This is a genomic window from Campylobacter sp. W0066.2 (assembly GCF_024723515.1).
GTDB lineage: Bacteria > Campylobacterota > Campylobacteria > Campylobacterales > Campylobacteraceae > Campylobacter_D.
Genome location: NZ_JANQCV010000008.1, coordinates 62,815 through 84,582 on the forward strand (window position 1 = coordinate 62,815; position 21,768 = coordinate 84,582).

The 21,768-nt window shown below is 29.3% G+C and carries 25 protein-coding genes and 1 pseudogene; 11 read left to right on the plus strand and 15 right to left on the minus strand.

Annotation, left to right across the window (positions count from 1 at the left end; all coding sequences use genetic code 11):
* Positions 1–7 precede the first annotated feature (7 nt).
* The 4 genes from CAMP18498_RS04940 to CAMP18498_RS04955 are packed head-to-tail and all read right to left on the minus strand — an operon-like array spanning position 8 to position 3,627.
* Complete coding sequence (locus CAMP18498_RS04940; protein ID WP_337197840.1) at positions 8–499, minus strand: phosphatidylglycerophosphatase A family protein; 492 nt, start codon at positions 497–499, stop codon at positions 8–10.
* 2 nt (positions 500–501) lie between these two features.
* Positions 502–1,662 carry a sulfate adenylyltransferase gene (locus CAMP18498_RS04945; RefSeq protein WP_263678432.1) on the minus strand — a complete coding sequence of 387 codons (1,161 nt, stop codon included), beginning with the start codon at positions 1,660–1,662 and terminating at the stop codon, positions 502–504.
* Positions 1,640–2,515, minus strand: coding sequence for a response regulator transcription factor (locus CAMP18498_RS04950; RefSeq protein ID WP_039667971.1), 876 nt, complete (start codon positions 2,513–2,515; stop codon positions 1,640–1,642). Before CAMP18498_RS04950 ends, CAMP18498_RS04945 begins: the two co-directional genes overlap by 23 nt.
* Positions 2,512–3,627: a bifunctional 2-C-methyl-D-erythritol 4-phosphate cytidylyltransferase/2-C-methyl-D-erythritol 2,4-cyclodiphosphate synthase gene (locus CAMP18498_RS04955; protein ID WP_337197841.1), complete on the minus strand. Its 1,116-nt coding sequence runs from the start codon at positions 3,625–3,627 to the stop codon at positions 2,512–2,514. The genes CAMP18498_RS04950 and CAMP18498_RS04955 overlap by 4 nt, the downstream gene beginning before the upstream one ends.
* A 107-nt stretch (positions 3,628–3,734) precedes the next feature.
* Between CAMP18498_RS04955 and CAMP18498_RS04960 the strand changes: the two genes are divergently transcribed.
* Both CAMP18498_RS04960 and CAMP18498_RS04965 read left to right on the plus strand, forming a co-directional pair.
* Positions 3,735–4,838 (plus strand): Mrp/NBP35 family ATP-binding protein, encoded by a 1,104-nt coding sequence (locus CAMP18498_RS04960; protein WP_337197842.1) that lies wholly within the window; start codon positions 3,735–3,737, stop codon positions 4,836–4,838.
* Positions 4,839–4,848: 10 nt separating this feature from the next.
* Positions 4,849–6,012 (plus strand): tetrahydrodipicolinate N-succinyltransferase N-terminal domain-containing protein, encoded by a 1,164-nt coding sequence (locus CAMP18498_RS04965; protein WP_337197843.1) that lies wholly within the window; start codon positions 4,849–4,851, stop codon positions 6,010–6,012.
* 71 nt (positions 6,013–6,083) lie between these two features.
* Here the strand turns inward: CAMP18498_RS04965 and CAMP18498_RS04970 are convergent, their stop codons facing one another.
* The 5 genes from CAMP18498_RS04970 to galU all read right to left on the minus strand — a co-directional run bounded on the left by CAMP18498_RS04970 (position 6,084) and on the right by galU (position 9,531).
* Complete coding sequence (locus tag CAMP18498_RS04970; RefSeq protein WP_337197861.1) at positions 6,084–6,623, minus strand: Mbeg1-like protein; 540 nt, start codon at positions 6,621–6,623, stop codon at positions 6,084–6,086.
* A 61-nt stretch (positions 6,624–6,684) separates the two neighbouring features.
* Positions 6,685–6,900 carry a hypothetical protein gene (locus tag CAMP18498_RS04975; RefSeq protein WP_337197844.1) on the minus strand — a complete coding sequence of 72 codons (216 nt, stop codon included), beginning with the start codon at positions 6,898–6,900 and terminating at the stop codon, positions 6,685–6,687.
* Between the two features lie 9 nt (positions 6,901–6,909).
* Positions 6,910–7,359 (minus strand): Dps family protein, encoded by a 450-nt coding sequence (locus tag CAMP18498_RS04980; protein WP_337197845.1) that lies wholly within the window; start codon positions 7,357–7,359, stop codon positions 6,910–6,912.
* 128 nt (positions 7,360–7,487) lie between these two features.
* Positions 7,488–8,711 (minus strand): glucose-6-phosphate isomerase, encoded by a 1,224-nt coding sequence (locus tag CAMP18498_RS04985; protein ID WP_337197862.1) that lies wholly within the window; start codon positions 8,709–8,711, stop codon positions 7,488–7,490.
* Complete coding sequence (gene galU / locus CAMP18498_RS04990) at positions 8,701–9,531, minus strand: UTP--glucose-1-phosphate uridylyltransferase GalU (protein WP_337197846.1); 831 nt, start codon at positions 9,529–9,531, stop codon at positions 8,701–8,703. Before galU ends, CAMP18498_RS04985 begins: the two co-directional genes overlap by 11 nt.
* 74 nt (positions 9,532–9,605) lie before the next feature.
* Between galU and CAMP18498_RS04995 the strand changes: the two genes are divergently transcribed.
* Complete coding sequence (locus tag CAMP18498_RS04995) at positions 9,606–10,187, plus strand: IMPACT family protein (RefSeq protein WP_337197847.1); 582 nt, start codon at positions 9,606–9,608, stop codon at positions 10,185–10,187.
* A gap of 19 nt (positions 10,188–10,206) precedes the next feature.
* Here CAMP18498_RS04995 and CAMP18498_RS05000 read toward each other — a convergent pair whose 3' ends face one another.
* From CAMP18498_RS05000 to CAMP18498_RS05010, 3 genes are read right to left on the minus strand one after another with little or no spacing between them, the layout of a single operon-like run.
* Positions 10,207–10,539, minus strand: coding sequence for a hypothetical protein (locus CAMP18498_RS05000; RefSeq protein WP_337197848.1), 333 nt, complete (start codon positions 10,537–10,539; stop codon positions 10,207–10,209).
* Positions 10,540–10,589: 50 nt separating this feature from the next.
* Complete coding sequence (locus CAMP18498_RS05005) at positions 10,590–10,922, minus strand: hypothetical protein (RefSeq protein WP_039617462.1); 333 nt, start codon at positions 10,920–10,922, stop codon at positions 10,590–10,592.
* Positions 10,919–12,493, minus strand: a complete 1,575-nt coding sequence (locus CAMP18498_RS05010; protein ID WP_337197849.1) for an ABC-F family ATP-binding cassette domain-containing protein — start codon at positions 12,491–12,493, stop codon at positions 10,919–10,921. Before CAMP18498_RS05010 ends, CAMP18498_RS05005 begins: the two co-directional genes overlap by 4 nt.
* Before the next feature lie 53 nt (positions 12,494–12,546).
* Between CAMP18498_RS05010 and CAMP18498_RS05015 the strand changes: the two genes are divergently transcribed.
* The gene (locus CAMP18498_RS05015; protein ID WP_337197850.1) at positions 12,547–13,551 is read left to right on the plus strand and encodes a diguanylate cyclase domain-containing protein; all 1,005 of its coding nucleotides are present in this window, start codon (positions 12,547–12,549) and stop codon (positions 13,549–13,551) included.
* 1 nt (position 13,552) lies between these two features.
* A complete protein-coding gene (locus tag CAMP18498_RS05020; RefSeq protein ID WP_337197851.1) occupies positions 13,553–14,920 on the plus strand; it encodes a phosphomannomutase/phosphoglucomutase in 1,368 nt (455 codons plus the stop codon).
* Here CAMP18498_RS05020 and tilS read toward each other — a convergent pair.
* Together tilS and rimO are read right to left on the minus strand one after the other, a co-directional pair.
* Positions 14,901–15,863: a tRNA lysidine(34) synthetase TilS gene (gene tilS, locus CAMP18498_RS05025; protein ID WP_337197852.1), complete on the minus strand. Its 963-nt coding sequence runs from the start codon at positions 15,861–15,863 to the stop codon at positions 14,901–14,903. The two genes, CAMP18498_RS05020 and tilS, sit on opposite strands and share 20 nt — an antisense overlap.
* Positions 15,853–17,169: a 30S ribosomal protein S12 methylthiotransferase RimO gene (gene rimO, locus CAMP18498_RS05030; protein WP_337197853.1), complete on the minus strand. Its 1,317-nt coding sequence runs from the start codon at positions 17,167–17,169 to the stop codon at positions 15,853–15,855. The genes tilS and rimO overlap by 11 nt, the downstream gene beginning before the upstream one ends.
* A gap of 77 nt (positions 17,170–17,246) precedes the next feature.
* Here rimO and prfB point away from each other — a divergent pair, with 77 nt between their 5' ends.
* Genes prfB through CAMP18498_RS05045 form a run of 3 tightly spaced genes read left to right on the plus strand, consistent with a single transcriptional unit; the run spans position 17,247 to position 19,892 of the window.
* Positions 17,247–18,347 carry a peptide chain release factor 2 gene (prfB, locus tag CAMP18498_RS05035; protein ID WP_337197854.1) on the plus strand — a complete coding sequence of 367 codons (1,101 nt, stop codon included), beginning with the start codon at positions 17,247–17,249 and terminating at the stop codon, positions 18,345–18,347.
* 19 nt (positions 18,348–18,366) lie between these two features.
* On the plus strand, positions 18,367–19,203 hold the full coding sequence (locus tag CAMP18498_RS05040; protein ID WP_337197855.1) for a universal stress protein: 837 nt from the start codon (positions 18,367–18,369) through the stop codon (positions 19,201–19,203).
* Entirely contained in the window at positions 19,203–19,892 is a 690-nt protein-coding gene (locus tag CAMP18498_RS05045; protein ID WP_337197856.1) for a potassium channel family protein, read from the plus strand. Before CAMP18498_RS05040 ends, CAMP18498_RS05045 begins: the two co-directional genes overlap by 1 nt.
* Here CAMP18498_RS05045 and CAMP18498_RS05050 read toward each other — a convergent pair.
* On the minus strand, positions 19,820–20,356 hold the full coding sequence (locus tag CAMP18498_RS05050) for a BspA family leucine-rich repeat surface protein (RefSeq protein WP_337197857.1): 537 nt from the start codon (positions 20,354–20,356) through the stop codon (positions 19,820–19,822). The two genes, CAMP18498_RS05045 and CAMP18498_RS05050, sit on opposite strands and share 73 nt — an antisense overlap.
* A 201-nt stretch (positions 20,357–20,557) precedes the next feature.
* Between CAMP18498_RS05050 and CAMP18498_RS05055 the strand changes: the two genes are divergently transcribed.
* The 3 genes and pseudogenes from CAMP18498_RS05055 to CAMP18498_RS05065 form a co-directional block, all read left to right on the plus strand.
* Positions 20,558–20,947: a glycosyltransferase gene (locus CAMP18498_RS05055; RefSeq protein WP_337197858.1), complete on the plus strand. Its 390-nt coding sequence runs from the start codon at positions 20,558–20,560 to the stop codon at positions 20,945–20,947.
* A gap of 69 nt (positions 20,948–21,016) precedes the next feature.
* Positions 21,017–21,334, plus strand: a complete 318-nt coding sequence (locus CAMP18498_RS05060) for a hypothetical protein (protein ID WP_337197859.1) — start codon at positions 21,017–21,019, stop codon at positions 21,332–21,334.
* A 143-nt stretch (positions 21,335–21,477) separates the two neighbouring features.
* Positions 21,478–21,768: pseudogene (locus CAMP18498_RS05065) on the plus strand (sugar transferase); the annotation flags it as partial.

The window sequence follows — 21,768 nt, forward strand, 5'->3', positions numbered from 1 at the left end:
TTACGAATTAAAATATCTCCATAATACTTATATCAAACCATAAAAGATCAAATTTAAGTAAAATTCCATAAATCACAGCACTAAATAATCCTGCGAAAATTCCTGCTAAAACATCATCTAGCATTACACCTAAACCGCCTTTGGTTTTTTTGTCAATTTTACCTATGATAGAAGGTTTTGTGATATCAAAAAATCTAAATAAGACAAAAGAAAGTAAAAAAGTAAAAACACTTTGTCCGCAAATTGCCAAAGCTAAGAACACTCCTACAACTTCATCTATTACAATATGCTTATCATCATGTTTACCTGTTTGTTTTTCGTATTGATCGATGATTTTTATAGAGATTAAAAAAAGCAAAATTGCAAGTAAGATCAAAGTTCCTATACCCAAATACCTTAAAATAAAAAAAGCAGGGATTAGCGCTGCTATTGCGCCAAAAGTTCCTGGAGCTTTATTAACACTACCTGAATAAAAAAAAGTTAAAAATAATTTTTGCATGATTACACCATATATGACATTTGATGGAGTTTTATAAGTTGCTCATAAAATTCTTTATCGCCTCTATATTCTAAAATACCATGCGTAGGGAAAAGATTACTATAGATATTTTGTTTATTATGGAAACGATTTGGAAAAAGCTCTGATAAAATCAAAGCAGAAATTTCTCTTCTTATAAAAACTGCTGGTGGAATGATACCAAGTCTGAGTAAATTTTTTAAAGAATCGCCATGATATTTCATATGATGATGAGCTCCATGTGGGCATGATTTGGTGCTTACTATCATTTTACACTCATCACAAAATACAAATTCAGGAAGTATGGTCACTTCTATATTGTAATCTTTTGCAAAATCATCAAGTACAGTAAAGGCTCTGTTTTGATTAAAATACATTCCAAGCCCTGCGTGATTTTGTCCTACAAAAAGTTTATTACAATCAAAACTTTTAGCCAAAGCACACTCAAGCACCGGATTTAAATGCGAGGCAAAAATTTTGATATTATGTAAAGGTATGAGTAAAACTCTAGAGGATGGTAAATAATTTTGCGCAAAAACATCAAAGCAACGCTTTTTAAGTTTTAGATTTAAACCATTACTTTCGTAAGATTCTATAAGGAAAATAATTACTAGATCAGATTGCTCTATAGCCCATCTTAAAATTCTCTCATGTGCTCTATGAAAAGGATCAAAGCTTGAAACAATAGCAGTGATATTAGAAGGGTTTAATCTTTTTTTGATTTTTTCAAAATCTTCTTTTATAGCCTTGATACGATTGTGATAAATTTCAAATTCACCACTAATGCAAATTTCTCCAAAATCATCAATCAAGCATGTATTAGGTGTAAAAATATCATTAATGTTTTTATCGTTTTTAAATTTACTTTCTAAGATGATGTGACCTACTATTTGATCATTACATACAAAATCTATTTTGTCTTTAACTTTGGCATTTTCTATGATTTTTTTGTTTTCATTGTGTGGAGCAAAAGTTAAGGCGTAGGGAAATTTATATCCGTTTATTGCTTCATTTTTTAAAAATTCATCTCTTTCTTGTTCGTTCATCAATTTTGTAAAAGAACCAAAAATTCCTTCTTTAATGAAACATAAAACTTCGTATTCTTCTTCTGAGATTATAATGCTATTTTTTCTTTGTAATGCCATATTTCTTCCTTTTTTCCCATAAAGATTTTCTTGAAATTCCTAATTTTTTGGATAAATCCGTATCAGGAAAGATATTTTGATAACTAATGATAATATGCTTAACATAATCATCAATGGTTAAAATTCCATTACTTTCAAAACTTTTTTCATCTTCACCTAGCTCTAAAATTTGAAAATTGCTATGCTCAATATTCGTACTTGTATGTATAATAACAGCCTTTTTTAAAGCAAGGTTTAACACCTTTTCTTTTTCTAAAGGTTTTAGGGTTTGAAAATTAACCAAATAATACAAAGAATTGTCTTTGAAAATTTTATCTAAATTTTGCTGGTGTGAAAGATCTATATAAACATTTGCGATGTTGTGTTCGTTAGTATAATTAAATACAAAATGATCAGCAAAAATTTGATTATTAGTTTTTAAAATCAAAGGTAATTTGAATTTTTTATAATCAAAAGTTGGTAGTTTTGCTGTTTCAAATTTATGTTTTAAATATGCTTGATAGGTGCTATTTAGCATGGTGATTTTTTTAAATTCTTGAAAATGCTTAATCTTGCGCATTAATTCTTCTATCATGAAAGGTTTTTGTATGTAATCACTAGCACCAGATTTTAAAGGAGCTAAAACAGTATCTGAACTTATGTAAGATATGAGTAAAATAATGATTTTATGCTTAAAAATTTCTATAATATGTTCAAAATTAGCCATACTAGTAGAAAGCAAAATGATTTCATAATCATGATGAGTCAGCTCATTAACATTTGCGATGATATCACAATCATAACCTATAGAATTAAGCTTTGATCCTATGCTTTGGGCTAAATAAAATTCATTTTCTACTATTAAAACTTTCATAATTTCATCCAATCAAAATATTTTAAATTTACACTTGCTAAAACAGCAATCCCTTCTTTTCTTCCTACAAAACCTAGATGTTCTGTAGTGGTGGCTTTGATATTGATTTTATTTGGTGTGGTTTTTAATGTTTTAGCGATATTAAAAGCAATAGCTTCTTTAAAATCTTTCATTTTAGGTGTTTGAGCTATGATGGTAATATCAGCATTTACAAGCTCAAAACCATAATTTTGCACTAAAATATAAGCACTTTGTAATAAAAGCATAGAATCAGCGTTTTTATACTGCATATCATTATCTGGGAAAAGTTCACCAATATCTCCAAGCCCTGATGCACCCAAAAGCGCATCAATTAGCGCATGAGCTAGTACATCTCCATCAGAATGAGCTTTTAAACCCATATTTTTATGCACTTTTACTCCACCTAAAAGCAAGGCTCTTTGCTCTCCAAATTCATGCACATCAAAGCCATTTCCATTAAAAATATCCCAAGATGGTTTTGGTAAATTTAAGCTTTTCAAATCTTCTTTAAAGGTAATTTTTTTAGCTAACTCATCACCTTGTACATACCAAATTTTACCACCAATAGCTTGTATAGCTGTACTATCATCAGTGAAGTTTGAGCTTTGTTCTAAAGCTTTTTTTAGCATACTTGTGCGTGAAAGTTGAGGGGTTTGTATGAGTTTGATTTTATCTCTATCAATAGCTTCTTGAGCATAAATTGTAGTATCGCTTACTTTTAAAACAGGTGTAATACAATCAGCTTTGTCATGATTTTCTATGATATTGTTAAAAAGATTTTTAGAAATCAAAACTCTTGCAACATCACTAACTAAAACATATTCACTCTCAACCATGTTTAAAGCATTAAGTAAAGATTGTGCTCTAGTTGCACCACCTTGGACAAATTTATATTCAGGGGCAAATTTTTTCATATAAGAAATATTACCAGAAGTAACAACTATTTGTTTAAAAGGATAAAAAGAACTTAAATTTTTAGTAGCATAAAGCCATAAAGGTTGTTCGCCTAGTCGTAAAAACTGCTTTTTTACCGGAGCATTAAATCTTGATGATTCTCCCGCAGATAGCATAATCAAGGAAATATCTAACATTTGTTACACCTTAATTTCTTATTAATGTTACGATATTATACACCATAAAAGCCAAAATTTATATTTATGTTAGTAGAATTAATCATTTTAAATAATAAGGAGAAAAATTGAAGGAAAAAATCGAAGAAAGACTAAAACAAGTTATATATCCAGGCTTTAAAAAAGATATAGTTAGTTTTGGTTTTGTAAAAAAAATTGAATCAAACGAAAATCAAGCTCATATAGTAGTTGAAATTGTTTCAGCTAATGCTCAAATTGCACAAGAGCTTAGACTAAATATTGCAAACGCTTTAAAAGATTTAAATTTAGAGCTTAATTTAGAAATCATTCAACCAAAAATTCCTGAAGAAAAAAGCAATTCAAGAAGTGGTAAAAATATCGCTCCACAAATTAAAAATTTCCTTATGATTTCAAGCGGTAAAGGTGGGGTAGGTAAAAGTACTACAACTTTAAATTTAGCGATTTCTTTAGCAAAAATGGGCAAAAGAGTAGGACTTTTAGATGCAGATATTTATGGGCCAAATATACCAAGAATGCTAGGTGAGAGTAAAAGCAAGCCTGAAATTGTAGGTCAAAAAATTCGTCCTATTTTATCTCATGGAGTTTATATGATGAGTATGGGTGTGCTAATAGAAGAAGGTAAAGGTTTGATGTGGCGTGGCTCTATGATTATGAAAGCGATTGAGCAACTTTTAGCTGATGTGCTTTGGCCTGAACTTGATGTATTATTGCTTGATATGCCTCCTGGAACGGGTGATGCACAAATTACCCTAGCTCAAAGCGTGCCAGTGAGTGCGGGTGTGTGTGTAAGTACTCCTCAAGTAGTGTCTTTGGATGATAGTAAAAGAGCGCTAGATATGTTTGAAAAATTACACATTCCTGTTGCGGGTATTATAGAAAATATGAGTGGCTTTTTATGTCCCGATAATGGCAAAGAATATGATATCTTTGGTAAAGGCACCACAGAAGAAATGGCAAAAGCTTATAAATGTGAAGTTTTAGCTCAAATTCCTATCGAAATGAGTGTAAGAGAAGGTGGAGATAGTGGTAAGCCTGTGAGTTTTTATATGCCTGAGAGTGTAAGTTCAAAAAGATATTTACAAGCTGCTGAAAAAATTTGGGAATTTATAGAAAAGGTTAATCAAGAAGGTAAAGTAGATAATTCAGCTATTCAACCTACAATGAATGGCAAAAGTGCGTGCTCACAATAAGGAGGAAAATATGTCAATAGAAAGTAAAGAAGAATTTTTAAATTTAATCAAGCAAATCGAACAAAGGATTAATTATAAAAAGCCTAAAGCTTTTGCTATAGCAAGACTTGATCTAAGTCAAGTTGATCCTAATAAAAAACTTCAAGCTAATTTTGGTGTGATTAATTTTGAGCAAAATTATGCCGCTGCAGCTGTTATGTTTGAAGCTTTTTTTAGAAGAGGGGTTGATGTTGACTTTAACGAAAGTGAGTTTGTGGCTATTTTAATTAAAGAAGATTTGGATTTTGCGCTTGAATGCTTTGCACCATTTTTACAAGAGCAAGGCCATAAAAATATAGAAGCAATCAAAGCAGCAAAGGAAAATTTTAGAGAAAATGCTTTTTCTTTTGTTTGTATTTTTGAAGATGAAGCACCAAAAAGTTTAGAAAGTGTGTATTTAAAACTTTATTTGCTTTCCAATAAAAAAGTACCTTTAAGAAGTTTAAATTTAACAGGCGCTTTTGGGATTTTACCAAATGTTGCATGGAGCGATAATAAGCCTATTGATTTGGACTTTTTAAGAGAAAATGAGATTGATTTAAAAATGAGTGGAAGGTATCCAAGGGTTGATTATGTAGATAAATTTCCAAGATTTTTAGCTCATGTTATTCCTGAGGATAATACTAGAATTTTAGAAAGTTCTAAAGTGAGAATGGGGGCGGTTTTAGCTGCAGGTACTACTATAATGCCAGGGGCTGCTTATGTGAATTTTAATGCAGGTACAACTGGAGCTTGTATGGTAGAAGGACGCATTAGTTCTTCAGCTGTTGTGGGTGAAGGTAGCGATGTAGGAGGCGGCGCTTCTATACTTGGTGTTTTAAGTGGTACAAGTGGTAATGCTATTAGCATCGGTAAAGCTTGTCTTTTGGGTGCAAATTCAGTTACTGGAATTCCTTTAGGGGATAATTGTATCGTTGATGCGGGTATTGCTGTTTTAGAAGGGACTAAATTTGCTTTAAAAAATAAAGAAGAACTTCAAAAAATCAATCCTGATTTTAAATTTGATAAAGATATATACAAAGGTTTAGAATTAGCAGGATTAAATGGTTTGCATTTTAGACAAGATTCTCAAAGTGGAGTGATGATAGCAGCTTTTAATAAAAAGGCTGTAAAACTTAATGAAGATTTGCATTAATTCTTAGCCCTTATGGGTTAAGAATTTTAAATAATTCATGCAGTTTATAAATACACACGCTAGGATGATGTTTAATGCTTCTTGTGTAGTAAAATCTCCTTGCTATCTTTTTTATAAAGCTTTTGCACAAAATTAAAATTCCACCATTTGTAAGTTTTGAAATTTAAATTATGGGTGGTATTTATATGAAAATTTATATAAGAAAGATTTTGAAAGTTTTGGTTTAAACCAGGTGCTTGAAAGGCATAGACTTCTTTTACCACGCTAGGAAAGGTTCTTGCAAAAGCTTGAGCTAGATATCCTCCTAAAGAATGCTCTATGATGATGAGTTTTTTATCAATGGTGTATTTTTGTTTGAGTTGATTGTAAAAATACTGCATGGATTGAATTTGATCTTTTGGAGTTTTGTTAAGTAAAATCAAAAAATCACTATAAAGATCTTTAAAATCAAAGCACAAAGGATTTAAATCACTTCCTGCAAAGGCTAAAATATAGTTTTTTCTTTTTTTATCATAAATAAAACTAGCTCTAAAACCCATTTTAGATTGAAGGTGTGTTTCATTGATGTGCTCAAGTATTTCATAATTTTTACAAATTTTAAAGCTAAAAATGCATTGTTTAAACCACCTACGGGGATTTTTTCTTTTTTATAAAAAGGATTAGTTAAAGCTTTTATAATGGCTTTGTGTTTTTGCAAACCTTCTTTTTTAAACTTTGATTTAAATGTACATTAGCACAATAAGCTACCAAACTATAATCATATAATTTTTGCAATAAATTGATATTTTTTTCAAAATGAATACGAAATTTTAATAAGAGTAGTTTTTCTTGGGAAGTTAAATTTGTTTTTTGACTTAAAGCAATAAAGCTTTGCAAGTCAAAAAACATTATAAATTCTTACATAGAGCAAGTATTTTGGATAGTTGAATTAAGCATCCAAAGAACTTTTTCATATTTTGCAATATTTTCTTGAGCAAATGCTGCTGTTGTAGTATCACTTGCTTTTTCAGCTTCTTCATTTAGCTTTTTAAATTCAGCCAAAAGATATTTATAATCTTCTCTAATAAGCTCTAAAACTTCTACTGGAGTAAAGCAATATTTTTGAGCCTTAGGTGCTTTTGCGTTTTCTAGTAATGTTTTTGAGCAAACGATAGCTTTTTCTCCTAGTTGTAAAGCTCTCTCAGCACAATCATCAAAAAGTTCTGCCATTTCTTCATAAGCTTTTTCTGTATATTCATGAATTGAGAAAAACTGTAAACCTTTTACATTCCAGTGATAATTATGAAATTTAATCCATAAACTATGAGCATCCGCTTGTAATTGTAATAATTGTTTTGTTACTGACATGTTATCTCCTTTTTTATTTTTAAAATTATAACATAAAATTCTTAAATAAGAATAATTATTATCTAATAAATTTTAATGTTAGTAATTATTATATTTTCATTATACTCTTTTTTTACAATAAAGCAAATTTATTTACTTAACATATTTTTGAGTATTAATTTTCCTACCTCTACACCAGGTTGATCATAAGTATTAATTCCAAGCATAATGCCACATGCAGAAGTAAATAACTCATAATAATACATCAAATACCCACAGTGATAAGCATCTAATTTCTCAAGTTCTATTACATCAACACTTAAATTTTCAGCAATTAATGCATGTATGGTTGCATCGCATTGCGCGTTTAAAAGATCATGCAAATTAACTTCATTAGTAAAATCACAATTTTGCAAATGATTAAAGCTTATATTTGGGATATTAGGAGATTTTTGACTATCTTTGATTTTTAAAAAAGTAACAGTTTTATCTTTAGGTCCATCCATGATAAGTTGTAAAAAGCTATGCTGATCTCTAGCACCAATTAAAGCAATAGGAGTTAAACCTATGCGTTTAAAGCCTTGTTTTTTACCTAGACTTTCAGCAATTAGTTGAATATACCATTCATTAAAACCTTTAAAGGCATCTCCATAAGAAAAAAGCACATTAATATGCGCACTTTTATGTGTGCAGTAATGATAAGCCTTTTGTAAAATTTGATCACATTTTTTCTCAAAAAAATCTACATAACAAGCTTTTGCACCTTCTAATAAGGCTTTAGTATCATAGCCACAAAAGCTCAAAGGAACAATACCAATAGCAGATAAAACACTAAATCTACCACCGACATTTTTAGGTATAAAAAAGCATTTTATGTTTAATTCTTCACCTAGTTTGTGAAGTTTTGACTCAAAATCAGTAATAAACACAAAATTTTTGTGTAAATTTTCATTTTTAAAATCAAAATGAGCAATGATGAGTTTAAATAAAGAAATCACTTCTATAGTTGTGCCTGATTTGCTTGCTATAATGAAAAGTGTTTTTTGGGGATTTATTTTTTGCATAGTTTGGGTAAAAGTATGTGAGGAAGTATTATCTATAATGAAAAGTTTTTTTTCTTCTACTTGATCAAATAAAAGCTCTTTTAAAGCTTTAACTCCACAACTTGATCCACCCATGCCTACTAAAACGATATTTTCTATATGAGGTTTAGCTGCGATAAATTCTTTACTTTCTTTGATTAAATCAAAGCTTGTATCTACTAAGTGATAATACCCTATATCGCCACTTTCTAACTCATCATTCATTCTATTTGCATAAGCGGTAATTTTTTTAAAATCTTGGGTTTTAAAAAATAAAGTATTATTTAGCATTTTTACTTTTCTCATAAAAATAATTTGTCGCCTCAACAAAGCCTTCTACGCTTCCACAATCAAACCTTTTTCCTTTAAATTTATAAGCTAAAACCATATTATTAGTTGCTTGTGAAAGTAATGCATCAGTTAGTTGAATTTCTCCGTTTTTACCTGCTTTAGTATTTTCTAAAATACCAAAAATATCAGGCGTTAGAATGTATCTTCCTATGATAGCTAAGTTGCTTGGAGCATTTTTTGGATCAGGTTTTTCTACCATAGAATTTACCATGATCAAATCCTCTTCCACAGCATTTCCTGCTATAACCCCATAGTTTGAAACTTGATCAGCTTCAACTTCCATCACAGCTATAACAGAGCAGCGGTATTTTTCATAAATTTTTACCATTTGAGCTAAGACATTTACCCCATCTTCATTTACACATAAATCATCTGCTAAAATAACTCCAAAAGCTTCATCTTGCACTAAAGGCTTTGCTTTTAAAACCGCATCTCCTAAGCCTTTCATTTCATTTTGTCTTGTAAAAGTAAAAGTGCAGCGATCTATGAGTGTTCTTATTTCACTTAAAAGATATTCTTTTTTAGTACCTGCGACTTGGTGTTCAAGTTCATAAGAAATATCAAAATAATCCTCTAAAGCCCTTTTTCCACGCCCTGTAACAAAGCCCATAGTTTCCATACCAGCTTCTAAAGCCTCATCTACACCATAATGAATTAAAGGCTTAGTTAGTATAGGTAGCATTTCTTTAGGTAGGGTTTTTGTAGCAGGTAAAAATCTAGTACCATAACCTGCTGCAGGAAAAATACAAGTTTGAAGCATAGTTTATCCTTAAATTTTTATAAGTTGTTTTGATTATAATTTTATTTAAATATTATAACTAATTTAAGGAAAAAATGAAAACTATTGATCAAATTTATCAAGCAAAAATAGAAATCAAAAAATCAACTTTTTTGTCGTTTTTATGTCCTTTTGAAGATTTTCAAACTTTAATGCAAAAGCTAAGAAATGAGCATTTAAAAGCCGTGCATTTTGTATATGCTTATAGGTATTTAAATGAATTTGATCAAATCATAGAAGATAAAAGCGATGATGGTGAGCCAAAAGGAACTTCTGCCATGCCTTGTTTGAATGTCTTAAGAGGAGCTTTGCTTATTAATTGTGCGGTGATTGTAGTGCGTTATTTTGGAGGGATTAAACTTGGTACAGGTGGTCTTGTAAGAGCTTATAGTGAAGCTACAAATGAAGCTATTTTAAATGCAATGCTTTTAGAATTTGAAGCTAAAAATATTTTAAGTTTAAACATTCCTTTTTATCTTTATGCAAGATTTGAGCATTTTTTAAATAAAAATAACATTTCATATGAAAAAAAATTTCAAGAAAATGTTGAATTGATTTTAAGTGTTAATGCAAAAGAAGAAGAGGAATTTAAAAAATTTGCAAAAGAGTTTGAATTTAGTGGACTTATTTGGAAGTAAGCGTTTGCTTACTTCATTTTCATAAAGAATTTAAAAGATCTTTTACCATATCTTTTTGTGGCTCTTGTTTTTCTTCTATATTAGTTTGCATAGGAGTTTCGTTTTGTCCTCTAAAACGATAATTATAAATATTTGACATATTTGAGCTAAAAATTTCTGTGCTAAATTGATCTTGACTCATGGCTTTTGAAAAAAGCTCATCAAGTTTTATACTTTGCTCGTTTAAATTTTCGCTATTGTTTTGACTAAGTAAAGACATAAAGTCTTCATTAGCTCCTTGAGTGCTTTTATAGGCACTACTTTGACCATATCCATACTCTTTAACCGATAAATTATCATGGTTAACTTGCATGTTTTCTCCTTTCAAAATATTACAAGGAAAAAACAAGCAAAAATCATTCCTTAATCACCATGAGTTGGGTAGTATTCAGCTTCTATTTCATTGTTTTTGATAAACTCTTCTCTAGCTTTGTTACAGCGTTCATCTCTTAGTTTTCTATAAGCATTTCTACTTTCTAATTCTTGAGAAGTTAAAGGGCGATCTTCTAAAAATGAAATGTGAAAATAAGTATCATCTTCTTTGCTGAATTTTTCATAAAATTCAACATAGTCAAAATAATCTTTTTCACTTTGAAAATCAATACTTTCTTCTACATAAATAGTTGGGCCAAAACCTCTGTGATTTTGAGTAAAATGTCCAAAACCAGCTGCATATTTTATCTTAAACGAATTCATTCTAAACCTCCTAAAAATTCGTCATAACTTCCTTTAAAGTCTGTTAATTTTCCATCTTCTAAAAACCATATACGATTAGCAAAAGCGCTAATTAGTTCTCTATCGTGGCTTATGCATATCACACAACCTTTGAAATTATACAAGGCTTCACCTAATGCAATGATACTTTCAAGATCTAAATGATTATCCGGTTCATCTAAAAGTAAGAAATTTCCACGCTCTAACATTAATTTTGAAAGCATTAAGCGGTGTTTTTCACCTCCACTTAAACTAGAAGCCATTTTTTCTTGATCGCTTCCGCTAAAGAGCATTCTACCAAGACATTTGCGAATTTCATCCAAATCTTTGAATTTTTCACTCATTAGCCATTCATAAAGTTTCAAATCTTCATTAATTAAATTCGTTGTATCTTGTGAAAAATATCCCATTTCTATGGTAGCACCAAGGTGAATATGACCACTATCAGGTTCTAATTTTGAAGCAATGATTTTAGCTAAAGTGCTTTTTCCAACACCATTTGCACCGATTAGGGCTATTTTATCACCTTTTTCTAATTTTAATTCTAAATTTTCAAATAAAATTTTATCATAAGCCTTGCTAATACCTTTTAATTCTAAAACTTCATTTCCTATTTCTCTATTTGTTCTAAAAACTATGCTAGGATCGCGCCTGCTTGAAGTTTTAATTTCTTCTAGTTCAAGTTTTTCTAAAGCTTTAGCTCTGCTTGTAGCTTGTTTGGCTTTTGAAGCATTAGCGCTAAAACGACGTATGAAATTTTCTAATTCTTCTCTTTCTTTTAAAGTTTTATCGCGTTTGAGTTCAGCTTGCTTAGCAAGTAAGGTTGAAGCCATATACCAATCATCATAATTTCCAGCAAAATCGCGTATTTGTTTAAAATCCACATCTAAAATTCTTGTACAAACTTTATTTAGAAAATGTCTATCATGGCTAATTACTACTAAAGTTCCCTCATGTCTTAAAAGCTCATTTTCAAGCCAAGAAATAGCTTCTAAGTCAAGGTTGTTTGTAGGTTCATCTAAAAATAACACATCAGCACCCAAAAACAATACTTGTGCTAATAAAACTTTAAATTTATCCGCACTTTGTAAAGTGCTCATAAGAGCATTAAAATCTTTAATATTTAAAGAGCTAAGAATTTTTTCACATCTAAGCTCACAATCATAGTTTGGATCTTCTTCTGCTGTTATGATTTCAAGTTCGCTTAATCTATCATTAATTTTATCGGTAAATTCTTCACTCATATAAAGTTTTTCTTTTTCTTTTAGTGCATCATATAATCTTTTATTTGCGCACATTACCGCATCTTTGATAGTGTAGTTTTCAAAAGCAAATTGATCTTGTCCTAACACTGCGATTTTTAAATTTGGATCTATGCAAATTTCTCCACTACTTGATTCTATTTCACCTGAGAGAATTTTTAAAAAGGTTGATTTTCCTGCACCATTTGCACCTATAAGTCCATATCTTTCACCACGGTTTAATTTTAAATTTACATCTTCAAATAAAAGTTGATTTGCAAAACGCATAGTGAGATTTTTTACTTCTACCATTAATATCCTTAAAATATTTTTGCTATAATTTTAACAAAAAAAGGTTTATTATTTTGGATTTTTCGTATTTATTGTTAAAAACATTGCCTAGTATGACTTTGGTTTTTAATATCTTAGCTTTATTTTTAGCTTATTTTTTTAAGCAAAATAAGATTTTTTTCTTACTTTTGTTGATTTTATGTGCTAGAGCTTTATCTTTAGTAGCAAGTGAGTATCAAGCGCATTTATTTATCTCGGTGTTTTTGCCTTTTTCTTTTGTGCTTTTTGTATTTTTGCAAGATAGCAAACTTGTTTTTGAAAGAATTAATCTCATTAAATTTGCGTATTTGGCCTTTATGGGTTTTGTAGCGTTAATACTTAGCACAAGTACTAATTTTAATGCAAGCATTACAAGTGAGATTTTTGGCCTTTCAACACAATTTTTTAAGCCTATTAGCGAGTTAAGCTTTTGTGTGTTTTGGGTGGGAATGATATTTTTATTATTTTCATATTTTAAAAATAATGATTTTCATTTTTTACTAGCTTATATAGGCTTGAGCATGCAATTTTTATTTTACAATAGTGTTGATTTGGGTTATTATGAATTTGCTTCTTTAGTGTTGATAGGATTTTTAGCGTATAAAGCTTATAAAATAGCCTTTTTTGACACTTTAACCAATTTACCAAATTTAAAAGCCTTAAGAAGATATGCACAAGGGCTTGAAAATTTTCATTTAGCCTTGATTGAAATAAAAAATATCAATGAAATTTATCATCAAAAAGGCTCAAAAATGGGCGAGTTTATAATGCATGAATTTGCTAGGATTTTAAAAAAAGCCTTACATACTAGGGTTTTTAAAGATGATAAGGATTATTTTATTATTGTATTTGAAAATGAAAATACAGCTTTTGTGCAAAGCAAGCTTCAAATGCTTGAAAATTTTATGCAAAAATATAGTTTTGAATTGAAAGATCAAAATGCAAAATTAGAAATTAAACTTTGTTTATCAAGCAAAAATGAAAACATAGAAGAAAGTTTAAAACAAGCAAAATTAGAACTTAGAAGACAAAAGGATTAAAATGCTAGATTTAATTTTTAGAGAGTATGATATAAGAGGGCTTTACCCAAGTGAGTTAAATGAAAAAAGTGTAAAAGCCATAGGCTATGCCTTGGGTTTAGAAATGAGAGCAAGGGGTTGTGAGAAAGTAAGTGTGGGCTATGATGCAAGGTATAGTGCAAATGAACTTTTTAACTATTTAATCAGTGGTTTAAATAAAGTTAATATGCAAGTTTTTAATATAGGCTTAGCACCAACTCCTATGGGGTATTTTAGCTTGTTTTTCGATGAAATTTTTGATGCAAATATCATGATAACAGGCTCACACAACCCAAAAGAATACAATGGCTTTAAAATCACGATTAATAAAGAAAGTTTTTTTGGTGCTGATTTGAAAAAACTTTCTTTAAAAGTGCAAGAGTATTTAGAACTTGAAATCAATGATGATTTAAGATATGAAAATTATGATGTTCAAAGCTTATATATAGACTTTTTAGCTAAGCATTTTTCACATCTTAAGGATTATAAAGAAAAAATCATTATTGATTGTGCAAATGGAGCTACTGGAGTGATTATAAAACCTTTGGTGGAAAAATTAAATCTTAATGCACAAATTTTATTTGAAAATCCTGATGGAAATTTCCCAAATCACGCGCCCGATCCAACAGAGCTTGAAAATTTACACGCATTGCAAGTTGCGCTAAAAGAAAATGAAAATGCAAAAATGGGCTTTGCTTTTGATGGAGATGGAGATCGTTTAGTAGTAGCAAGTAAAGATTATGTATTTAAGGGCGATGAACTTTGCTATTTATTTGCTAAAAATATAAAAAATCCTAGAGTTTTAGGTGAAGTAAAATGCTCTAAAAATCTTTTTGATGAGGTAGCTAAATTTGGTTTTATCATGATGGGTAAGACTGGACATTCTAATATTAAAAAAATGATGAAAGAGCAAAATATCGACATAGCAGCAGAGCTTAGCGGGCATATTTTCTTTAAAGATAGATATTTTGGTTATGATGATGGAATTTATGCATTTTTAAGAACCTTAGAGCTTTTAGTAAATGGTTTTGATATAGAAAAATTAGTTAAAGAATTACCAAAACTTTATGCAAGTGAAGAGATTAAGCTTAAGGTTAGTGAGGAAAATAAATTTCAAATCATAGAAAAATTTAAAGAAAAAGTAAAAGCAAACGCTTTTGAAAATGTGCTTGATTGTAATGAAATTGACGGAGTTAGAATCACCTTTAAAGAAGGCTGGACACTTTTGCGTGCTTCTAATACAAGTCCATATCTTATCATGCGCACCGAAGCTACAAGTGCTGAATTTAAAGACTTTTTAGAAGCAAGGGTAAAAGAACTTTTTGAAGAAATCATAAAAGAGCTTGCATAAGTTCTTTTATATCAATATTTTTTGTGTATAAATATGCTCTTAAGAGTTTAGGGATTTTTGCTTTTCTATAAATTTCTTTAAATTCTTTTGGCATTTTCTCACAACTTACAAAAGGAAAAATCAAAACTTTTTCTTGCATATAAACAATGCCTATTTTATGCGAAATCACTCCATCGCTTTTTAAAGCTTCTTGTCTTTGTTTAGCACTTAAAAGTACTCCAAGTTTTTTAAAGCATTTTGCGATTAAACTTTCATCTTTATGAGTAATGTAAATATTTTTAAATTCACAAATATTTTCTTCTTTTAAGTCTTTTTCTAGGTATTTAAAGCTCTTTTTTACTCCATTTGGATAAAGCTTTAAAAACTCATTGGCAAAATTTTTGCGTATGAAATTTCTAAAATATTTTTCATCATTATTACTCTCATCATGAAAATAAGTAATATTGTTTTCTTTTAAGTAATTTGAAATTTCTTCTTTTGGAATTTCAAGTATGGGTCTTATGATAGTAAAATGTTTTCTTTTTTCAATATCTTTAAAGCCAAGCAATTCTCTAAGTCCTGCACCTTTAGAAAATTGCATTAAAAACCATTCTAGTTTATCATTTAAATGATGAGCTAGTAAAAGATTATCATAAGAGTGATTTTTGCAAAGTTCTTCAAAAAATTCATAACGCAAAGTTCTTGCGCAAGCTTCGAAATTTTTTGTTATCTTGGGTGCGGTTTTGATGTAAATTTTTTTATGAAAACGCTTGGCTAATTCTTTGGCGCTTTGTTCTTCTTTATCGCTATTTTCACGAGTTTTGTAGTTTATAAAAGCAAGGTCAAAATTTATATTTTTTTCTAAAAGCATGAAAAATAAAGCACTAGAATCACTCCCGTGAGAAAATGCTAAAAGATTTTTCCCTTGCTTTAAATGATTTAAATATTTGCTATCAATCATCAAACTTTCTTAAGGCTTTTGCAATGAGTTTTTTATCTAAGCTCTGTGTGATTTCACACTCATAAAGTTTACCCATTTCTAAATCTCTACAATCACTTTCATTGATGAGAATTTCTCCATCAATATTTCTATCCCAACGCAAATCTTTTGCGCCGATGAAAAATTCTCCTTCAGAGCTTTGACCTTCACAAAATGCTAAAGTTTTTTTACCAACTTGTTGATTAAAACTTTTTTCTATACATTCATCGACGATTTTTTCTATCACTTTTAATCTTGCATTGATGGTTTTACTAGGAATTTGTTCCATGTCAAAAGCTGCGGTATCTTCTTCTTTAGAATAAGCAAAAACACTAATTCTATCAAAACCAAATTCTTTGATAAAAGTGCATAATTCTTCAAAGTCCTCATCGCTCTCTCCAGGGTGTCCTACTATAAAACCTGTGCGTAAAAATGAATTTGGAGCTTGTTTCATTAAATTTAAAAGCTCGATTAATTTAGCTTTATTAGCTCCGCGTTTCATGATTTTAAGCATATTATCACTGATGTGTTGCAAAGGCATATCAAAATAATTTACAAAAACTTTTGATTGAATGATTTTTTTTATCACTTCTTTGCTAATGCTTGTTGGATATAGATATAAAATTCTAGCAGCCTTTACACCTTGGATATTTTCTATAGCCTCAATAAGCTTTAAAAGTCCATCTTTTTGACCTTGATCAAATAAATACGAACTTGTATCTTGAGCGATAAAAGAAAAGTCTTTATAGCCTTTTTTAACAAGCTCTTTTACTTCATTTACAATACTTTCTAAACTTCTTGATTTAAGCTTACCTTTAAAACTTGGTATGGCGCAAAATGAACATTTTTGATTGCACCCTTCAGCTATTTTAATAAAAGCATGATAATTTGATCCTGTGATCACACGATTGGTATTTTTATCTTGCAAGTAAGTAGAATTTGAAAATAGATTAGTTTTTTTAAGTATCATTTCATCAATTTTTTCATAATCTCCCACACCGGTAAAAAGATCAACTTCAGGTAGTTCTTTCATTAATTCCTCGCGGTAGCGTTGCATTAAACAACCTGTTACAACCAGCAACGAGTCCTTTTTTCTTTGCTCGTGTAAGTCTAAAATTGCATTTATGCTTTCTTTTTTAGCACTATCTATAAAGCCACAGGTATTTACAATCAAAACATCAGCTATGCTTGGCTCATCACAAATTTCATAATCATTCAATCTTCCAAGCATGATTTCACTATCAACTAAATTTTTATTACAACCTAAAGACATTAAAAAAAGTTTTGGCATATTTCTCACTTTAAATGTTTTATTTTTTTGCTAAAATTATAAGATTAAATTATATCAAAATTAGAAAGAAAATTTTTATGGATAATTACGAATACAGCGAACTTTTAAAAAAATTAAAAAATAAAGTTGGAAATATCGCTTCTATCATCAAGCCTGAAGAGATAAAAGCAAGATTAAAAGAAATAGAAAATTTAGAAAATTCTCCTTCTTTTTGGAGTGATGTAAAACAAGCAGGAGTGATAGGTAAAGAAAAAACTAAAATTTCAAATTTACTTAAAAATTATGAAAATGCAAATAATGCTTTAAATGATGCAAGTGAGCTTTTTGATCTTGCTAATAGTGAAAATGACTTAGATACTATAGAAGCTTTATTTGAAGATGCAAACAAGCTAGAAGATCTTATTGTAAATCTTGAAATTTCTATGCTTTTAAGTGGGGAAAATGATGGTAAAAACGCTATAGTTTCCATTCATCCAGGAGCGGGCGGAACGGAGAGTAATGACTGGGCTAGTATGCTTTATAGGATGTATTTGAGATTTTGTGAAAGAGAAGGTTTTAAAGTAGAAACACTCGACTTTCAAGAAGGCGAAGAAGCAGGACTTAAAGATGTTAGCTTTTTAGTAAAAGGTGAAAATGCTTATGGGTATTTAAAAGCTGAAAATGGCATTCATCGTTTAGTAAGAACTTCTCCATTTGATAGTGCAGGACGCCGCCATACGAGTTTTTCTAGTGTGATGGTTTATCCTGAACTTGATGATGATATAGAAATAGAAATTGAAGAAAAAGATATAAGGATTGATTATTATAGAGCAAGCGGGGCAGGTGGACAACATGTTAATAAAACTGAATCAGCAGTGCGTATAACTCATATGCCAAGTGGTATAGTAGTGCAATGTCAAAATGATAGAAGCCAACATAAAAACAAAGCCACAGCTTTTAAAATGCTAAAATCACGCCTTTATGAGCTTGAGCTTATGAAACAACAAGATGAAGCAAATTTAAGTGAAAAAAGTGAGATAGGTTGGGGGCATCAAATCCGCTCTTATGTGCTTTTTCCTTATCAACAAGTTAAAGATACACGCTCAAATGAAGCTTTTTCGCAGGTTGATAATATCTTAGATGGGGATATTAAAAAAATCATAGAAGGTGTTTTAATAGCACAAAAAGCACAAGATTAATACTACAAAAGGATATTAAATGGAAAAAATTCTAGTTTGTGTGGATGTTTTAGAGCCTTGTAGGGAAAGTTTGCATTATGGGGTGTATTTAGCTAAAAAGCTAGATTTACCTTTAATGTTTTTATACACTATAGAACCAAATTTTACTAATGCTGAATTAGCTTGTAGTTTTGGCATAGGTGCTAGTGGGTGTGTGATTGAAGATTTAGTAGAAGAGCAAAGCCAAAAAAATGAAAATCTTTGCAAAAAAGGGCAAAGAATTTTAGAAGAATTTTGTGCTTATGCAAAAGAACAAGGCGTAAAAGAATGCTTTAGTGTGCAAAGAGATGGAGATTTAGAAGAAGTTTTAAAAGAATACAATGATCAAATAAGATTAGCCATAGCAGGTTTAAAAGGCGGAGGTAAGAAAAATAAAATAGGCATTCATACAGAAGAATTAGTAAGAGCTTTAAATGTGCCTATTTTGCTTGTAAATTCTGCTTTTAAAGAGATTAAAAGTGTGATGATGGCTTATGATGGGAGTAATTTAGCTAAAAAGGCCATAGAACAAGCCATTAAAAGACCTATTTTTAAAGAAGCAAAGCGTTATGTGGTAAATGTATCTAAAGATGAAAAAGCTTCTTGTGAGTTATTAGCTCAAGTAAGTCAAATTTTTAAAGAAGCAAATTTAAATGTACAAACTCAGCATTTAAGTGGAGAGATTACTCAGGCTTTATTTGATTTTGGTGAGCAAAATGATATAGATTTATTGATCATGGGGGTTTATTCACATCATTGGTTAAAAAGTATTTTATTTGGTAGTTTGACAAATGATATTTTAACTAAGGCTAAAAAACCTTTATTGCTGATTCGCTAATGCTACATCATAGACTTTTAAATCATTATATTAGCATTTATCATAAAAGCACCAAACGATTTCTTTTTGTTTGGACTTTGCTTGCTGTAGTGCCTTTATTTTGTAGTTTTTTATTTGATGAGCTTGCTATTTATGCAACAGGTAAAATTACTTCTGAAATTTTATTTTTAATTTTAAATATTATTCCTATTATGGTAGCTATAGCATTGATGATGTTTTTGCTTATTAGCATTTGGGCTGCTTTTAGTAGTAAGATTAATATTAAAGAAAAATTTTTTATTATTTTATATGCTTATATTTTGATATGGTTTGCGTATGGGAATTTGTATTATTTTTCTTGTGATGTAGATAATTATAATAGAATGTTAATTGCTACTCAAAAAAATGAAAATTTAGATATTGTAGATTTACAAGAAAAAGTTATAAAGGTGCAGTTTCAAACCCCTATAAGAGGAATTCATAATTTTTGGTCTTTAGATGATGATTTAAAACCTCAAATTCAAAATAGAATAAAAGGTTTGGTTGATTGTTATTATTTTAGCGGAGTTACTATGCTAACGATAGGTTTTGGCGATGTAACACCTATTAGTTCTTTGTTAAGATTATTTAGCGTATTTCAAGGGTTTTTAGGGCAGGTTATTGTTGTGATTGCTATGGGACTTTGGATCAACCAAGCAGGTAAGCAATAGCTTACCTTGCGATCAATGTTTATAGTATATTTATTTTGTATTTCTTCATGTCCTAGTATTTTTTGAACATTGCAGTTTTTGTCAATATCTAATTTTTTAACATCATAGTGAAAATTAGTACAATTGTGCAATAAAAACGCCATTGTTTTAGCATTGTATACATCCCATCTTGATAAATCTTGATCAAATTGTTTGCAGTTTTCAAACATATGTGCCATTGTAATGGCATTATGCACATCCCAATTTTCTACTTTATGATTAAATTTAAGACAATTACAAAACATATACTTAGTATCTTTAACATTTGATACATCCCATTTTTCTATACCATTAAAATTAGTCCTAGTAGAATAGTAGAATAAATAAGACATATCCGTGATTAAGCTTACATCGATTTCATCTAAGGCAATAAGCTCTTCTCTAACAAGAGCAACTAATTCACATTTTGTTTTAGGCGTAAACATGTTAGCTCCTTTTTGGATGTTTATTACAATGTAGTTATAATATTATTTAAATATAAAGTAGAAAAAATAAATATTAAATTAATAAAAAAGTATAAAATACTATAATATATTTCATAATGAAACATATTATAAATTTAATATAAAAATTAAGATTGATTTGATATGGTAAAAATATATAAAATAGATATAGGTTGGTAAATAATGAAAAAATATAATGTAGTGTTGCTTGGTGGTAGTAATTCTGTGATAGTTAATGGTTTACAAAAAGGATTACGCCAAGAAAATGTAAATTTAATAAATTTAGCTTTAGGTGCTACAGATTCAATACAAAATTTATATGAATTAAAACGGAAAAGAAACCAACAAATTATAAATAAAGCCGATTTAATTATCACAGAGTCTAATGTAAATGACTCTTGGGTTATGGATGATAGAATATTGTTTGATAATTTAAAAAAATATTATCAAGAGTTAAGCTCTTTAAGATTTTGTAAAATTTTAGTTATAATTTTACCATTTTTTTCTTACAACCACGAAAAAGTAGTGCTTTTCATCGTTATTTTTCGAGCAAATTTAATTTTAACATTATAGATATGTATGAATACTATAAAAAAATAGTTTAATTTTTTTTCATATACAAGAGATGATGGATCTCATCAATTGGATGTTATAAACAGTGAGTTAGGAAAAAATATTGTTAAAAATATTGAAAAGTTTACTAAAAATGAAAATCAGATTTCTTGCATAGATAGACTTTATACATGTACTGCAAGTGAATTATTGTTAATAATTGGAAACATAGAAGAATCTTTTCATGCAAATTCCATGTATAATGAAAAAATTTTAAGAATATATAACGGCTCGATATTAAAATTTCCAACTAAATATAAAGGTTTTGATGTCTTGGCGGTTCACTGTTGGACCATAGAAAATCACAATTTAAAATTTCCTAAGATTGGTTATCTCGTCGTTCAATAAAAAGTGAAATTACGTTTGAAAACAAAAAAATATCAAAATCTATTGAGCCTTGTCTTGATAATACAGTATGGAATATTAGAGGGGTTAACATAGATGAAAATTTACAAATTAAGATTGGAAAATCAAATAATTCTCAAAAAGAATTGGAGTATTGTGATTTAATTGGTTTTTTATTATACAATAATAGAGATGAAATAGAAGAAAAAGAGTGTGTTGAAAATATTGATAATTTGATTATAAATATTAAAAAAGGATGTGATTTTAATCATTTAATACCTCCAGTAGAATGGTATAAAGAGATTATTGATGAATATTGTATGATAATGGATCCTAAAAAATTTTCTTCACTACAAGAGCAAATCCAGAAACTATCCCAAGAAAAAGACAAAGTTCAACAAGATAACATTATCTTAAAGCAAACTTTAAATTCTTTG

Bases quoted from the DNA above. Each gene is read 5' to 3' on its own strand.
- CAMP18498_RS04940 (WP_337197840.1), bottom strand. From the start codon at position 499: ATGCAAAAATTATTTTTAACTTTTTTTTATTCAGGTAGTGTTAATAAA.
- CAMP18498_RS04945 (WP_263678432.1), bottom strand. From the start codon at position 1,662: ATGGCATTACAAAGAAAAAATAGCATTATAATCTCAGAAGAAGAATAC.
- CAMP18498_RS04950 (WP_039667971.1), bottom strand. From the start codon at position 2,515: ATGAAAGTTTTAATAGTAGAAAATGAATTTTATTTAGCCCAAAGCATA.
- CAMP18498_RS04955 (WP_337197841.1), bottom strand. From the start codon at position 3,627: ATGTTAGATATTTCCTTGATTATGCTATCTGCGGGAGAATCATCAAGA.
- CAMP18498_RS04965 (WP_337197843.1), top strand. From the start codon at position 4,849: ATGTCAATAGAAAGTAAAGAAGAATTTTTAAATTTAATCAAGCAAATC.
- CAMP18498_RS04975 (WP_337197844.1), bottom strand. From the start codon at position 6,900: ATGTTTTTTGACTTGCAAAGCTTTATTGCTTTAAGTCAAAAAACAAAT.
- CAMP18498_RS04980 (WP_337197845.1), bottom strand. From the start codon at position 7,359: ATGTCAGTAACAAAACAATTATTACAATTACAAGCGGATGCTCATAGT.
- CAMP18498_RS04985 (WP_337197862.1), bottom strand. From the start codon at position 8,711: ATGCTAAATAATACTTTATTTTTTAAAACCCAAGATTTTAAAAAAATT.
- galU (WP_337197846.1), bottom strand. From the start codon at position 9,531: ATGCTTCAAACTTGTATTTTTCCTGCAGCAGGTTATGGTACTAGATTT.
- CAMP18498_RS04995 (WP_337197847.1), top strand. From the start codon at position 9,606: ATGAAAACTATTGATCAAATTTATCAAGCAAAAATAGAAATCAAAAAA.
- CAMP18498_RS05000 (WP_337197848.1), bottom strand. From the start codon at position 10,539: ATGCAAGTTAACCATGATAATTTATCGGTTAAAGAGTATGGATATGGT.
- CAMP18498_RS05005 (WP_039617462.1), bottom strand. From the start codon at position 10,922: ATGAATTCGTTTAAGATAAAATATGCAGCTGGTTTTGGACATTTTACT.
- CAMP18498_RS05010 (WP_337197849.1), bottom strand. From the start codon at position 12,493: ATGGTAGAAGTAAAAAATCTCACTATGCGTTTTGCAAATCAACTTTTA.
- CAMP18498_RS05020 (WP_337197851.1), top strand. From the start codon at position 13,553: ATGCTAGATTTAATTTTTAGAGAGTATGATATAAGAGGGCTTTACCCA.
- rimO (WP_337197853.1), bottom strand. From the start codon at position 17,169: ATGCCAAAACTTTTTTTAATGTCTTTAGGTTGTAATAAAAATTTAGTT.
- prfB (WP_337197854.1), top strand. From the start codon at position 17,247: ATGGATAATTACGAATACAGCGAACTTTTAAAAAAATTAAAAAATAAA.
- CAMP18498_RS05040 (WP_337197855.1), top strand. From the start codon at position 18,367: ATGGAAAAAATTCTAGTTTGTGTGGATGTTTTAGAGCCTTGTAGGGAA.
- CAMP18498_RS05045 (WP_337197856.1), top strand. From the start codon at position 19,203: ATGCTACATCATAGACTTTTAAATCATTATATTAGCATTTATCATAAA.
- CAMP18498_RS05050 (WP_337197857.1), bottom strand. From the start codon at position 20,356: ATGTTTACGCCTAAAACAAAATGTGAATTAGTTGCTCTTGTTAGAGAA.
- CAMP18498_RS05055 (WP_337197858.1), top strand. From the start codon at position 20,558: ATGAAAAAATATAATGTAGTGTTGCTTGGTGGTAGTAATTCTGTGATA.